11 protein-coding genes are annotated in these 14,091 nt (G+C 70.0%); 1 reads left to right on the top strand and 10 read right to left on the bottom strand.

Annotation, left to right across the window (positions count from 1 at the left end):
- Positions 1–273: 273 nt before the first annotated feature.
- Together EF387_RS23550 and EF387_RS23545 are read right to left on the bottom strand one after the other, a co-directional pair.
- Positions 274–555 (bottom strand): DUF3039 domain-containing protein, encoded by a 282-nt coding sequence (locus EF387_RS23550; RefSeq protein ID WP_030651613.1) that lies wholly within the window; start codon positions 553–555, stop codon positions 274–276.
- Between the two features lie 29 nt (positions 556–584).
- Positions 585–1,154, bottom strand: coding sequence for a YqgE/AlgH family protein (locus EF387_RS23545; RefSeq protein ID WP_162467197.1), 570 nt, complete (start codon positions 1,152–1,154; stop codon positions 585–587).
- 320 nt (positions 1,155–1,474) lie between these two features.
- Between EF387_RS23545 and murA the strand changes: the two genes are divergently transcribed.
- Complete coding sequence (murA, locus tag EF387_RS23540) at positions 1,475–2,821, top strand: UDP-N-acetylglucosamine 1-carboxyvinyltransferase (protein WP_128378605.1); 1,347 nt, start codon at positions 1,475–1,477, stop codon at positions 2,819–2,821.
- 230 nt (positions 2,822–3,051) lie between these two features.
- On the opposite strand, the gene EF387_RS23535 is transcribed toward murA, so the two are convergent.
- The 8 genes from EF387_RS23535 to EF387_RS23500 all read right to left on the bottom strand — a co-directional run bounded on the left by EF387_RS23535 (position 3,052) and on the right by EF387_RS23500 (position 13,690).
- On the bottom strand, positions 3,052–3,333 hold the full coding sequence (locus EF387_RS23535) for an HU family DNA-binding protein (protein ID WP_128378818.1): 282 nt from the start codon (positions 3,331–3,333) through the stop codon (positions 3,052–3,054).
- A gap of 549 nt (positions 3,334–3,882) precedes the next feature.
- Positions 3,883–5,316: an NAD-dependent malic enzyme gene (locus tag EF387_RS23530; protein WP_128378604.1), complete on the bottom strand. Its 1,434-nt coding sequence runs from the start codon at positions 5,314–5,316 to the stop codon at positions 3,883–3,885.
- A gap of 500 nt (positions 5,317–5,816) precedes the next feature.
- Entirely contained in the window at positions 5,817–8,177 is a 2,361-nt protein-coding gene (locus tag EF387_RS23525; RefSeq protein WP_238431651.1) for a HelD family protein, read from the bottom strand.
- Between the two features lie 95 nt (positions 8,178–8,272).
- Positions 8,273–9,049, bottom strand: a complete 777-nt coding sequence (locus EF387_RS23520; RefSeq protein WP_128378602.1) for an anti-sigma factor family protein — start codon at positions 9,047–9,049, stop codon at positions 8,273–8,275.
- Positions 9,046–9,570, bottom strand: a complete 525-nt coding sequence (locus tag EF387_RS23515; RefSeq protein ID WP_128378601.1) for a sigma-70 family RNA polymerase sigma factor — start codon at positions 9,568–9,570, stop codon at positions 9,046–9,048. The genes EF387_RS23520 and EF387_RS23515 overlap by 4 nt, the downstream gene beginning before the upstream one ends.
- Before the next feature lie 473 nt (positions 9,571–10,043).
- Positions 10,044–10,652: a CGNR zinc finger domain-containing protein gene (locus EF387_RS23510; protein ID WP_128378600.1), complete on the bottom strand. Its 609-nt coding sequence runs from the start codon at positions 10,650–10,652 to the stop codon at positions 10,044–10,046.
- Between the two features lie 331 nt (positions 10,653–10,983).
- A complete protein-coding gene (locus EF387_RS23505) occupies positions 10,984–12,129 on the bottom strand; it encodes a uroporphyrinogen-III synthase (RefSeq protein WP_128378599.1) in 1,146 nt (381 codons plus the stop codon).
- A 178-nt stretch (positions 12,130–12,307) separates the two neighbouring features.
- Complete coding sequence (locus EF387_RS23500; RefSeq protein WP_128378598.1) at positions 12,308–13,690, bottom strand: nitrate/nitrite transporter; 1,383 nt, start codon at positions 13,688–13,690, stop codon at positions 12,308–12,310.
- Positions 13,691–14,091: the final 401 nt, after the last annotated feature.

Raw genomic sequence — 14,091 nt, 5'->3', positions numbered from 1 at the left:
AAGCAGCCCGTGCAACGACCCGGGCAGCACAAAGGCCCCGGACGCGCAGAGAACGCACATCCGGGGCCTTGCTGTTTTCAGCCGCGCACGCGGCGCGCCTTGGTCATGCCGTGGACGCTCGATGAGCCGGCGAACGGCGAAGGGCACTCATGAGCCAAAGTCCGCCATGGGACGAACGGGGCCGCTTCCGGGCAGGCCGTACACAGCCGCGGGAAAAGGTCGCTTCCGGGCAGCCCGCGCCACCGGCCGTACCGCCGCCGGTGGACGGGTCCGTTACTTGTCGCCGCCCTTGCCCTCGTCGCCGCCCGAGCCCATGGATTCGTAGATCTCCTTGCACATGGGGCATACGGGGTACTTCTTCGGGTCGCGGCCGGGGACCCACACCTTGCCGCAGAGGGCGACGACGGGCGTGCCGTCGAGCGCGCTCGCCATGATCTTGTCCTTCTGGACGTAATGGGCGAAGCGCTCGTGGTCGCCGTCGCCGTGCGACACCTGCGGTGTCGGCTCTACCAGGGTCCCCGTACCGGTACCGCGCTCGGGCTCAAGAGTGCTCATGACTGCAAGAGTACTGAAGCTGACAGACATCAGTTCAGCGAAGGGTCGTCGGGGTACGTGGCGACCATCGCCAACTCGTTGCGCTGGCGTCTGAGGACCTCGCGCCACAGCCGCTCCGGGGCCGGCGAGGATACGTCGCCGGGCTCCGACTCGACCACGTACCACGCCCCCTCCGTCAGCTCGTCCTCCAGCTGGCCCGGGCCCCAGCCCGCGTAGCCCGCGAAGATCCTGAGCGAACCCAGCGCCGCGGCGAGCAGCTCCGGTGGCGCCTCCAGGTCGACGAGACCGATCGCGCCGTGCACCCGCCGCCAGCCGAGCGGCGCGCGCTCGGCCGAGCCGCCGGGGATCACCGCCACACCGAGTGCCGAGTCGAGCGAGACCGGACCGCCCTGGAAGACGACACCGGGCTCGCCCGCGTAGTCCGCCCAGCCCTCCAGGATGTCCCCCACGTCCACCGGCGTGGGGCGGTTGAGGACGACGCCGAGCGAGCCCTCCTCGTCGTGGTCGAGGAGGAGCACCACCGCGCGGTCGAAATTCGGGTCCGCCAGGGCGGGTGTTGCCACGAGCAACCGCCCTGTGAGCGAGGACACCTCGGTCATGCCAGACATGATCCCGCATCTTCCCCGCTCATGGGGAGGCAATCGGGGTCAGTGAGTGAATGCGCCCGGGAATCGGACCGCCCATGCGACGACCGCGCTGGTGGGACCCGGTCCGAGGGGCGGGCGGCGGGGAACGGACCGGCGCAGGGAGGCACGACGGGCGCGTGCATCGTCTCGTGACGCGGTGTGGCCGACCGGGCGCGGGTCGTGTTGTGGCAAATCTATGACGTGGCTGAGGGCAACGCGGGCTTACGGAAGGGGGGTGTGACGCGACTACCCTTTCCCCTTGCCCCTGCCCATCTCATCGGAACGCGAGATTCATGACCGTCAACGACGTTGATGACGTACTGCTTGTCCATGGCGGAACCCCCCTGGAGGGCGAGGTCCGTGTCCGCGGTGCGAAGAACCTCGTGCCGAAGGCCATGGTCGCCGCCCTGCTCGGCAGCGCGCCAAGTCGACTGCGCAACGTCCCCGATATCCGCGACGTCCGCGTGGTCCGTGGGCTTCTCCAGCTCCACGGAGTGACGGTCCGGCCCGGGGAACACCCCGGTGAGCTGGTGCTCGACCCGTCGCACGTGGAAAGCGCGAACGTCGCCGACATCGACGCCCACGCGGGCTCCTCGCGCATCCCGATCCTGTTCTGCGGCCCGCTGCTGCACCGGCTCGGGCACGCCTTCATCCCGGGTCTGGGCGGCTGCGACATCGGCGGCCGGCCGATCGACTTCCACTTCGAGGTGCTGCGGCAGTTCGGCGCGAAGATCGAGAAGCGTGCCGACGGCCAGTACCTGGAGGCCCCGCGGCGGCTGCGCGGCACCAAGATCCGGCTGCCCTACCCGTCGGTGGGCGCCACCGAGCAGGTGCTGCTCACAGCGGTCCTCGCGGAGGGTGTGACGGAACTCTCGAACGCGGCGATCGAGCCGGAGATCGAGGACCTCATCTGCGTGCTGCAGAAGATGGGCGCCATCATCGCGATGGACACCGACCGCACCATCCGCGTCACGGGCGTCGAGAAACTCGGCGGCTACACCCACGCGGCGCTCCCGGACCGGCTGGAGGCGGCCTCCTGGGCGTCGGCGGCGCTGGCGACCGAGGGCAACATCTACATCCGGGGCGCCCAGCAGCGCTCGATGATGACCTTCCTGAACACCTTCCGGAAGGTGGGCGGCGCCTTCGAGATCGACGACGACGGCATCCGCTTCTGGCACCCCGGCGGCCAGCTCAAGTCCATCGCCCTGGAGACGGACGTCCACCCGGGCTTCCAGACCGACTGGCAGCAGCCGCTGGTCGTCGCCCTCACCCAGGCCACGGGGCTGTCGATCATCCACGAGACGGTGTACGAGTCCCGGCTCGGATTCACCTCGGCGCTCAACCAGATGGGGGCGCACATCCAGCTCTACCGCGAGTGCCTCGGCGGCTCCGACTGCCGCTTCGGGCAGCGCAACTTCCTGCACTCCGCGGTGGTGTCGGGCCCGACCCGGCTGCAGGGCGCCGACCTGGTCATCCCCGACCTGCGCGGCGGCTTCTCGTATCTGATCGCGGCGCTGGCGGCGCAGGGCACGTCCCGGGTGCACGGCATCGACCTGATCAACCGGGGCTACGAGAACTTCATGGAGAAGCTCGTGGAGCTCGGGGCGAAGGTGGAGCTGCCCGGCAAGGCCCTCGGCTGACAGGAACACGCCCTCAGCGGCGGGCTGCGCAGCAGCCGGCACCGAGCAGCCGGACACGAGCCGGCACAAAGCAACAGGAGCCGGCACAAGCAGCCGGGCCGGACACGAGCCGGCACAAAACAAGGGTGGGGCGGTACCCGAGTTCGACTCGGGTACCGCCCCACCGGCGCTTGTGATGCGGCTCTCGTGCCCGGGGATCGGTCCGACCCGGGGGCCCGTGTGCCCGGGGCTTACTTGCCCTTGGCGGCATCCTTCAGCTTGGAGCCCGCCGAGACCTTGACGCTGTAGCCCGCCGGAATCTGGATCGGGTCACCGGTCTGCGGGTTGCGCGCGGTGCGCGCCGCACGGTGGGTGCGCTCGAAGGTCAGGAAGCCGGGGATGGTGACCTTCTCGTCGCCCTTGGCAACGATCTCGCCGACGGTCTCGGCGAACGCGGCCAGCACGGCGTCGGCGTCCTTGCGGGTCACCTCGGCGCGGTCGGCCAGCGCGGCCACCAGCTCACTGCGGTTCATGTTGTTACTCCCGTGTTCATCTTGCCGTTGAGGCGTGCCACGCGGCGGAGCCGCATGTTTGGGCACAGCGAAGCCGATGCTGCCAGGGCCATCGGCGGTCCCCGGACCCGGGTCCTTGGCGGACCCTCGCGCCCAGAGACGCATCCTGCCCCCACCTGCGGCGGGAAAGCCAATCCGGCACCCCTGGGAGTCACACGAAAAGCGCCACTGCCTCGAACTGGTGACACTCCGCTCGCTCCCGGCAGCGGACCGCAGGATCTTCGGGTGTGTGCCCGCCACCCTAAAGGGCGGTTTCGACCGCCACACTCCGCGACGCGCCGCGCGGGCCCGCCGTGGCAGTGGTCACAAACCACAGCAGTGGCCTGCTCACAAACCACTGTGGTGGCCTGGTCACGGACCACCGACGTCGCGGTGGTCACGATCGCCCCGGGACCGGCTCCGCCGACGCCCCGCCCATACGATCGCGGACGAGGCGACCGCGGACGAGGCCACGGCCGGACCGCTGCGGGGTCCGGGGTGACAGCCCCCAGGATACGGCCCCGTCGACGCTCAGGAGCCCGTGCCTGAGCCGGCTGCCGCTCCCGCGGCCTTCGCGGCGTTGCGAACCGCACCCGCGACCGCACCCGCGACCTTGTCGTTGAAGACGCTCGGGATGATGTAGTTCGGGTTCAGCTCGTCCTCCGTCACCACGTCCGCCAGCGCGGTCGCGGCGGCGAGCATCATCTCCGTGTTGACCGTGCGCGACTGGGCGTCGAGCAGGCCGCGGAAGACGCCCGGGAAGACCAGGACGTTGTTGATCTGGTTCGGGAAGTCGGAGCGGCCGGTGGCCACGACCGACGCCGTCTGACGGGCGACCGCCGGCTCGACCTCGGGGTCCGGGTTCGCGAGCGCGAACACGATGGAGCCGTCCGCCATGGCCGCCACGTCATCGCCGTCGAGCACGTTCGGAGCCGAGACGCCGATGAACACGTCGGCGCCGCGCACGGCCTCCTTCAGGGTGCCGGTGACGCCCTCGGGGTTGGTGTTGTCGGCGATCCAGCGCAGCGGCGAGTCCGGGGCGGCCTCCACGAGGTCCTCGCGGCCCGCGTGCACCACACCGTGGATGTCGGCCACCACGGCGTGCTTGACGCCGGCGGCGATGAGCAGCTTGAGGATGGCCGTGCCGGCCGCGCCCGCGCCGGACATCACGACCCGGACGTCGCCGATCGCTTTGCCCACGACGCGGAGGGCGTTGGTCAGGGCGGCGAGGACCACGATCGCGGTGCCGTGCTGGTCGTCGTGGAAGACGGGGATGTCGAGGGCCTCACGCAGCCGGGCCTCGATCTCGAAGCAGCGCGGGGCGGAGATGTCCTCGAGGTTGATGCCGGCGAACCCGGGGGCGATCGCCTTGACGATCTCGACGATGGCGTCGGTGTCCTGGGTGTCCAGGCACAGCGGCCAGGCGTCGATGCCCGCGAACCGCTTGAAGAGGGCCGCCTTGCCCTCCATGACGGGCAGGGCGGCCTTGGGACCGATGTTGCCGAGGCCGAGGACGGCGGAGCCGTCCGTCACGACCGCGACGGAGTTGCGTTTGATGGTGAGGCGGCGGGCGTCCTCGGGGTTCTCGGCGATCGCCATGCAGACGCGGGCCACACCGGGCGTGTAGACCATGGAGAGGTCGTCACGGTTGCGGATGGGGTGCTTGGAGGCCATCTCGATCTTGCCGCCGAGGTGCATCAGGAACGTACGGTCGGAGACCTTGCCGAGCGTGACGCCCTCGATGGTGCGCAGCTTGCCCACGATCTCGTCGGCGTGCGCGGTGGAGCTGGCGGCGATGGTGACGTCGATACGCAGCTTCTCGTGACCGGAGGCGGTCACGTCGAGGCCGGTGACCGAGCCGCCGGAGGACTCGACGGCCGTGGTGAGCTGGGAGACCGCGGTTCCGCTCGCGGGCACCTCCAGGCGAACCGTCATCGAGTAGGACACGCTGGGCGCCGTTGCCATGGCCGACTTCCTCTGCTTTCACCGTCTGTCACTGTGGAGCGTGTACGCCTAACGGGGCGCGATCGCGCCGAGACGTTCCCCGATCGTCGCACCTACCGCGGAGTACGTGGTAACCGCCCCGGATTGCGAACGTATTGTTCGCGCAGGTGGCACCGGGTGCCACGGAGAATCCGGCTCACTTGGGACAGACGAGAGGGGTCCACGTCACCTGGTGACGTGGACCCCTCTCAGAGGTTCAGTGGCACCGACCCGCCATGCTCGCCTCGCGGCAAGTGGTCGCTCGAAGCGACTAAGGTTGGGCCCGGGGGCTTGGATCGAGCCGGTGCCACGTCAACGGTAACAAACGATCCCCGTAAGGCAATTCCCGTACCGAGAGTTCATCTTGCGGGGTACCGGGACGTGCCGGAACCGCCGGGCCGGCACCTCACAGGACCCGGTCGGTCCCGGACATCCGGGTCCGTACTTCACGACATCCGGGCCAGTGCTCAGAGACATCCGCGTCAGTCCCTCAGCAGATCGGGCACGCCGTTCGCGTCCGGCTCGTCCCGGTCCGCCGAGACGACCGTCAGCTGCTGGGTCGCACGAGTCAGCGCCACGTACAGCACCCTGAGGCCGGCCGGCGACTCGTCGGCGATCTCCGCGGGCGAGACGACGACCGTCGCGTCGTACTCCAGTCCCTTCGCCTCCAGGCTGCCCAGCGCCACCACTCGGTCGCCGAGCCCGGCGAGCCAGCGCGCCGCCTCCGCGCGCCGGTTCATGGCGACGACCACACCCACGGTGCCGTCCACCTGGTCGAGCAGCCGTGCGGCCTCCGCCCGTACGGTCGCCGCGAGGGAGTCCCGTACGGGGGCGAACCGCGGTCGTACTCCCGTCGAGCGGACCGCGGACGGTGACGGCGAGCCGGGCATGGCCAGGGCCAGCACCTTCGACGCCAGTTCGGCGATCTCCGCCGGGTTGCGGTAGTTGACGGTGAGGGTGAAGCGGCGGCGGGGGCGGGTGCCGAGGGCCTCGTCGCGGGCCTCCGCGGCCTCGTCCGGGTCCGACCACGACGACTGGGCCGGGTCGCCGACCACGGTCCAGGTGGCGTGCCGTCCCCTGCGGCCGACCATCCGCCACTGCATGGGCGTGAGGTCCTGGGCCTCGTCCACGATGACGTGCGCGTACTCCACCCGTTCCTGGGAGAGCCGTTCGGCGCGTTCGCGCTGGGACTCCTCCCTCACCGGCATCAGCTCCTCGAGGCCGGTGAGCTGGTCCAGCGGGTCCGCCTCGCGCTTGCGCCGCGGACGGGCCGGGACGCCGAGGATCGCCTGGAGCTCGTCGAGCAGGGCCACGTCGTGCACGGTCAGCCCGTCGCGCCGCAGCGAGCGGGCGACACGGCGCACCTCGCCCGGGTTGAGCTCGCGCCGCGCCCAACGCCCCAGCCGTCGCTCGTCCGCCATGGCGGCCAGGACGCCGCGGGGCGTCAGCTCGGGCCACCAGGCGTCCATGAACGCGATGAAGTCGTCCTCGGCGGTGATGTCCTCGTCGAAGGAGGAACGCAGTTCGGCGGCGAGTTCCGGGTCGGTGTGCCGGCCGGCGGCGCCGGACTGCTCCCAGAGCGCGTCGAGGAGCAGCCTGCGGGCCCGGGGCCGCAGCAGGTTGACGGGGGCGGTGCCGCTGAGCGCGGACCGGCGGATGCGGGTGAGTTCCTCGTCCTGAAGCTCCAGACGGCGACCGAAGGCGACCACCCGGAGCCGGGTGGGCGTTCCGGTCCCGGCGAGGGCGAGCGCGGGGGCGGCCGGTTCGTCGTCCTCGCCGAGGGCGAGCTGCGCGGGCGCCTCGGGCGGGGTCTCCAGAGCTCCCCGCGCCGCCTTCCGCAGCACCCTCAGCATCCGGTACGAACCCTTGACGCGCGCCACCGCCGGCGCGTCGTACAGCGTGGCCTCCGCGCCGTCGACCAGGGACCCGAGCGCCCGGATCGCGACCTGGCCCTCCTCGCCGAGCGAGGGCAGGACGCCTTCGGTGTAAGCCACCAGCAGGGGGGTGGGCGAGACGATCAGGATGCCGCCCGCGTACCGGCGGCGGTCCTGGTAGAGCAGGTACGCGGCCCGGTGCAGCGCCACCGCCGTCTTGCCGGTGCCGGGGCCGCCCTCCACATAGGTCACGGAAGCGGCGGGGGCCCGGATCACCAGGTCCTGCTCGGCCTGGATGGACGCGACGATGTCCCGCATCGTGTGCGTACGGGCCTGGCCCAGCGCGGCCATCAGCGCGCCGTCGCCGATCACCGGCAGTTCGCTGCCGTCGAGGTACGCCGTCAGCTCGGGCCGCATGAGGTCGTCCTCGACACCGAGCACCCGGCGTCCCTTGGAGCGGATCACGCGGCGGCGTACGACGCGCCCCGGGTCGACCGGGGTGGAGCGGTAGAAGGGGGCGGCGGCGGGCGCGCGCCAGTCGATCACCAGGGGTGCGTAGTCGGCGTCGAGGACCCCGATGCGCCCGATGTGCAGGGTCTCCGCGATGTCGGCCGTGCTGTCGGCTCGGACGGCGCCCTCGGCCGGTTCCACCGCGGTGTACGCGCCGTCGGGCCCCTTCTTCCCGTCCTTGCCGGGAAGAAGGTCGATCCGGCCGAACAGGAAGTCCTCGAACTCGTTGTTCAGCCGGTTGAGATGGATCCCGGCGCGGAAGACCTGCGCGTCCCGCTCCGCGAGCGCCCCCGGCGTGCCGACCTGGCCGCGCTGGGCGGCGTCGCGCATGAGGAACTCCGCCTCGTGGATCTTCTCCTCGAGGCGCCGGTAGACCCGGTCGAGATGCGTCTGTTCGACGCTGATCTCACGGTCGCGGGTCGAATCGACCGTGGCGTGCGCGGCGTGCTGAGCGGCCACCGGGCCCCCTTCTGACGTGCAATGCAGCCGTCAACCGTACGCGAAGGGGGCCCATGGAGGCTACGTGAGCGCTACAAGTGCGCTCCGGATTTCGCTCAGACGTCCACCGTCACCAGCTTCTTGTCGTCCTCGAGGCTCACGACCTCGAAGTGGTCGATCTCGTTCATGCTCATCGCGGCGCCGCCGTTCACGTAGAGCGGGGACCTGCCGCGCTCGTCCGTGGCGTTCGCGAGGCCGTAGCCCCACTTGGGAACGGCCCATGAGGAGAGCGTCTCCCGGGTGCCGTTCTTGCTCACGGCAACCAGTGCGCACTTGTTCGGTCCCTCGACGTTGCTCAGCTCCACGACCGTCTGGGTGCCCCAGGGGCGCGACGCCATGGCGACGGTGGCGCTGACCTTGGTGGTGGGGTCGGTCGCGGTGGCCTTGTCCGAGAGGGTGGTGAAGTCCTTCTGCGCGCTGCTGCCGGCCACCGGGGGATTCGAGCCGCTGTCGCCGCCGGATGCCGCGGCGAATCCGCCCGCAACACCGCCGAGGCCCAGCACCGCCGAGGCGGCGAGCATGAAGAAGTTGCGCCGGCTCTTCTTGGCGCGCTGGTTCGTCACCTCGACGGCCAGCCGGTCCGACAGCCGCTGGCTCGGCCGGGCCGCGAGCTGTTCGCCGAGCGCCGGTGTGCCGCCGTGGGCCGAGGGCAGATCGGCGAGTTGGGCGAGCATCGGCTCCATGCCGGCCAGCTCGTCCAGTTGCTGGGCGCACCACTCGCAGGTGGCGAGGTGTGCCTCGAACTGTGTGGCCTCGGCGTCGTCGAGAATGCCGAGCGCGTAAGCGCCGACCGTCTCGTGAATCTCGCTGGGCCCCCGTTGGAACGTGTTCATGCCGTCACCCCCCGCTCCTCCAGCGCCAGCTTCATCGAGCGAAGCGCGTAGAACACTCGTGAACGCACCGTGCCACTGGGTATGCCGAGAGTCTCGGCTGCCTCATTGACGGTACGCCCTTTGAAATACGTTTCGACCAGGACCTCGCGATGGGCAGGGGTCAGGTCTTCCAGTGCGTCCGACAGTGTCATCAGCCACAGTGCCTTGTCGATCTCGTCCTCCGCAGGAATGACCTCCAGCGGCGACGGGTCCACCTCCTGCGGCCGGGCCTGCCGGCTGCGGTGTCCGTCGATGACGATGCGTCGGGCGACCGTCACCAGCCAGGGTCGAACGGAACCGGTAGCTCGGTTGAGCTGACCGGCATTCTTCCAGGCACGGATGAGCGTCTCTTGCACGACGTCCTCGGCACGCTGCCGGTCCCCCGCGACAAGCCGCAGCACATAGGCGAGCAACGGACCCGCATGCTCCCGGTACAGGGCACGCATCAGTTCCTCGTCTGGTTCCGAGGGCTGCTGGGACATTCGATGTCGGGCCCTCGGAGTGCGTTCATCAGCCACGGCTGGATCCTTGCGCACGCCTACCTCCGGTGTCCGGGGGTTCCCCCGAGTCGGTCGCTCACATCCGGATACGCGTACGGACGTGTCTGTGTTCAAGAGATTCTGAGAGAAGTTCAGAGAATCGAGAAATCGGATGTTTGAGGCCCCTGAGACGGGTGGTTCTGTTCCTGCTTGGGTGATTTGACGGGCAGGTTTCCCCTGTCACCGCTCCGCCTCAGGCGGCACGACTCTGCCCCCGGCGGCAAACACCGAGGGCCGAGAACAATATGTACAAAACCCCGGGTCAGACCGCCTCGGACCCTCTCGAGCCCACTCACCGACCCGTGCGGGGCGCTTGACGCCGACTCGCCTCTCCCGCGGGGCACGCCTGACGCCGGCTCAGCCGGTCGACCGTGCCGCTTTCGACGGGGTGCCGAGGTGTTCCGGTGGCCCGCTCACTACGCCCGGGCGAGCGCCGCCCGCCGCCGGTGCCGGGCCACCCGTTCCCGGTTGCCGCACACCTCGCTGGAGCACCACCGCCGACGGCGGCCCCGGGACGTGTCGAGGTACACGATGGGGCAGTTGTCCCCCTCGCACTGGCGCAGGCCGGCCCGGGCCACCGGGTCCGTCAGCAGTTCGACGGCGTCACGGGCAACCACGGCGAGCAGTTCCGCACAACCGGGCGGGGCGTGCAGCCTCCTCAACAGGGTTCCGTCGTCCGTGCGGACCGCGCGAGGCGCGGGCGTCCGGTACATCGCGAGCCCGTTGACCCGGTTGAGGGCGGCGTCGGCGGGCCGGCCGTCGAGTTCGCCGCACACCAATTGTTCGACGTGTCCGCGCAGTTCGCAGAAGGCGACCAGCCACTCGGGGCCGACCGCCGCGAGCGAGGTCCCGGCCGGTATCAGCCCGGCCCTCATGATCCAGAACCTCAACCGCTCCACGGAGCCGAGCCGTTCCTCGGGATGCGTGGTGGCGACGAGATCCAGACAGATCCGCCCGGAGTCGAACCGCATCTCGTACGGGGCCGTGGGCGTCGTAGTCGCGGTCGTGGCCGTACCCAGTGCCATGTGCCTGTCACCGCCTTGGGGTTACCGCCGCAGGGTCGGGCCGAGGGGTTGCCGGCGCGAAGGCCGCCCGGGGCCGCCCGGAGTCCGTATCCCTACAGTGCCCTCCCGGAGGCGTACCGGGAAGGCCGCGTGCGGAAGGCCGCGTGTTCGGTCGCACATTCCGGGGAGCCAGGGCCCGGGCGTCTCGGGACATCAGCGACCGCGTGTCATCGGTGACCTGCGTACGTCACGGTGACATGCGCGGTCATCGGTAACGCACGCCCACGGCTCAGCCGCCGCCGTATCACCCGGCGCAGGACGGAGGGCATGGCTGACGCCCCGGTGGCACGGTTCACATGTCGGCGTACTTGGCGTCCGCAGCGGGGTCCAGGGCCAGCCGGTAGCCGCGCTTGACCACCGTCTGGATCAGCTTGGGCGTGCCGAGGGCAGTGCGCAGGCGGGCCATCGCCGTCTCCACCGCGTGCTCGTCACGGCCCGACCCGGGCAGCGCCCGCAGCAGGTCGGAGCGGGCCACCACCCATCCCGGCCGCTTCGACAGGGCCCGCAGCAGCGACATCCCGGCGGGCGGTACGGGACGCAGTGCGTCGTCCACCATCACCGCGTGCCCGCGGATCTCCACCCGGTGCCCCGCGATCGGCAACGTCCGGGCCCGGCTGGGGAGTTCGGTGCAGAGCAGCTGGACCAGCGGCCCGAGCCGGAACCGGTCGGGCTGGACGGTGTCGATGCCGCGCGCCTGCAACGGCAGGGCGGTGACCGGCCCCACGCAGGCGGTCAGCACATCGTGGCGGAGGGCGTCGAGCAGTTCGGGCAGCATTCCGCGCTCCTCGGCGCGGGAGAGCAGGGAGGCGGCGGCGGGCGCGCTGGTGAAGGTCACCGCGTCGAGGCCACGGCTCACGGTGGCGTCGAGCAGCCGGTCGACCGGCCCGATGTCCTCCGGCGGCATCCACCGGTACACGGGAACGCCGACGACCTCCGCTCCCCCCTCGCGCAGCGCCTCCACGAACCCGGGCAGCGGTTCGCCGTGCAACTGGACCGCGATCCGGCGCCCCTCGACGCCGTGGTCCAGCAGCCGGTCGAGCACCTCGGCCATCGACTCGGAGGACGGTGACCACTCCTCGGTGAGCCCGGCGGCCCGGATGGAGCCCTTGACCTTCGGTCCGCGGGCGAGCAGTTCCACGCTGCGGAGCTGGTTCAGCAGTTCCTCACCCAGTCCCCACCCGTCGGCGGCCTCGATCCAGCCGCGGAAACCGATGGCTGTGGTGGCGACCACGATGTCGGGTGCCTGGGCGAGCAGGCCCTTCGTGGCGGCGAGCAGTTCACTGTCGTCGGCGAGTGGCACGATACGCAGGGCGGGCGCGTGCAGGACTGCGGCGCCCCGCCGCTGGAGCAGGGCGCCGAGTTCGTCGGCCCGGCGTGCCGCCGTCACTCCGACGGTGAACCCCGACAGGGGACCGTGTTGCTGCTGTTCGTGGTACATGGCTCTCGTCCCGGGCTCGAGTGGTGTCCTCTGGGTCTGGGGCAGGGGCTTGAGTGCGGCTCTGTGCGGACCAGGGTCGGGGACAGTTTGCGGCTCTGTGCACTGGCGCACAGCGGTCGACCGAGCCTGTCAACGGTGAGTGACAGGCTCGGTTCAACTCGATGTCAGGCGTGTTACGTCACACCTCGGCGTAGCTGAGCTGCGGCTTTGCTTCCGATGCAGAAGCCTTGGCCTGAGCTTCCGCGTTCGGCTTGCGAAGGTATACAGCCCAGGTGACCGCGAAGCAGAGCCCGTAGAAGGCGAGGAAGGAGATGAAGGCGCCCGTCCCGGAGCCCACGGTCAGGAAGGACTGACGGAAGGCGAGGTTGATACCGAGTCCGCCGAGCGCACCCACTGCTCCGATGATGCCCATCGAGGCCCCGGACAGCCGCCGTCCGTACGAGGCGGCCTCCTCACCCTCCAGCCCCTTGGCGGCGGCCTTGGCCTGGAAGATGCCCGGGATCATCTTGTACGTGGAGCCGTTGCCGAGGCCGGTGAGCACGAACAGCGCGATGAACGCCGTGGTGAACAGCGGCAGCGACTTCTGCATCGACGCGATGACGATGATGCCGGTGGCGAAGGCCATGAGGACGAAGTTCCACAGCGTGATCTTCGCGCCGCCGAACCGGTCGGCGAGCGCACCGCCCACGGGCCGGATCAGCGAACCGAGCAGCGGGCCGATGAAGGTGACGTAAGCGGCCTGCAGCGGCGTACGGCCGAACTGCGTCTGCAGCACCAGGCCGAAGGCGAAGCTGTAGCCGATGAACGACCCGAACGTCCCGATGTAGAGGAAGGACATGATCCAGGTGTGCGCGTCCTTGACGGCTTCCTTGGCCGCGCCGGTGTCGTTCTTCATGTGCGCGATGTTGTCCATCTTCACCGCGGCGAGGACTGCGGCGATGATGATGAACGGGATGTAGATCCCGAGCAGCACCCGCGGCCCCGCACTGGCACCGATGACACCGAGACCCACGAGCTGCACGACCGGCACACCGATGTTGCCGCCGCCGGCGTTGAGCCCCAGCGCCCACCCCTTCTTCCTGAGGGGGAAGAACGCGTTGATGTTGGTCATGCTCGAGGCGAAGTTGCCGCCACCGACACCGGCGAGCATCGCGCACAGCAGGAAGGTGGTGAACGAGGTGCCGGGCTCCATGAAGATGAAGGCGGCGATCGTCGGCAGGAGCAGCATGCTCGCGGAGACGATCGTCCAGTTCCGCCCGCCGAAGATGGCGACCGCGAAGGTGTAGGGGATGCGGACGATCGCGCCGACCAGTGTCGCCATCGACACGATGAAGAACTTGTCGGCCGGGGTGAGCCCGTACTCGGGGCCCATGAAGAGCACCATCACGGACCACAGCGTCCAGATGGAGAACCCGATGTGCTCTGAGAGCACCGAGAAGATCAGGTTCCTGCGGGCGACCTTCTCACCGGTCTCCTTCCAGAACTGCTCGTTCTCCGGATCCCACTCCTCGATCCACCGACCACCCCTGCTCGGGGCTGTACCACTGACTGGGGCAGTCATCTCACGCCTCCACGCATTTCCGGCTACCGCGACGTTCCCGAAGGTAGGGAGCACGCGTTTCCGTGCTGTGGCTGTGGGTGACCGGAAGGGAACTTTGCTCTCACCTGAGCGCCGGGTCGCCCGTGAGGAAGAATCCTGGGACGGGCTTGCTGAGCATCCTGACATGGGACGAAGCACCGGGGCGGCCGGACGGCGCGATCCCGGTTGAGACGCTACTCACTGCGGCACGGACGGCCTTGCTCACCTGCGCCGGAGGCCTTGCTCCCGATCGGTCCCGCATCCTGGTTCACCGCGCGCGGAGTCAGCGAGCAGAGCAAGCGGGCGGCGACGGGTCACCCGTACTTCGGTGACCCATCGCCGCCCATGACACGGGGTTGGAAGGCGCGAAAATGGCCGGGCGG

It is taken from the genome of Streptomyces cavernae (assembly GCF_004023625.1).
GTDB classification, from domain to species: Bacteria; Actinomycetota; Actinomycetes; order Streptomycetales; family Streptomycetaceae; genus Streptomyces; species Streptomyces cavernae.
The sequence above is the reverse complement of the archived record's forward strand: the minus strand, read 5'-3'. Positions and strand labels throughout refer to the sequence as shown.

Excerpts from the sequence above, each read along its gene's own strand:
- EF387_RS23550 (WP_030651613.1), bottom strand. The coding sequence starts at position 555 with ATGAGCACTCTTGAGCCCGAGCGCGGTACCGGTACGGGGACCCTGGTA.
- EF387_RS23545 (WP_162467197.1), bottom strand. The coding sequence starts at position 1,154 with ATGACCGAGGTGTCCTCGCTCACAGGGCGGTTGCTCGTGGCAACACCC.
- murA (WP_128378605.1), top strand. The coding sequence starts at position 1,475 with ATGACCGTCAACGACGTTGATGACGTACTGCTTGTCCATGGCGGAACC.
- EF387_RS23535 (WP_128378818.1), bottom strand. The coding sequence starts at position 3,333 with ATGAACCGCAGTGAGCTGGTGGCCGCGCTGGCCGACCGCGCCGAGGTG.
- EF387_RS23530 (WP_128378604.1), bottom strand. The coding sequence starts at position 5,316 with ATGGCAACGGCGCCCAGCGTGTCCTACTCGATGACGGTTCGCCTGGAG.
- EF387_RS23520 (WP_128378602.1), bottom strand. The coding sequence starts at position 9,049 with ATGAACACGTTCCAACGGGGGCCCAGCGAGATTCACGAGACGGTCGGC.
- EF387_RS23515 (WP_128378601.1), bottom strand. The coding sequence starts at position 9,570 with ATGTCCCAGCAGCCCTCGGAACCAGACGAGGAACTGATGCGTGCCCTG.
- EF387_RS23510 (WP_128378600.1), bottom strand. The coding sequence starts at position 10,652 with ATGGCACTGGGTACGGCCACGACCGCGACTACGACGCCCACGGCCCCG.
- EF387_RS23505 (WP_128378599.1), bottom strand. The coding sequence starts at position 12,129 with ATGTACCACGAACAGCAGCAACACGGTCCCCTGTCGGGGTTCACCGTC.
- EF387_RS23500 (WP_128378598.1), bottom strand. The coding sequence starts at position 13,690 with ATGACTGCCCCAGTCAGTGGTACAGCCCCGAGCAGGGGTGGTCGGTGG.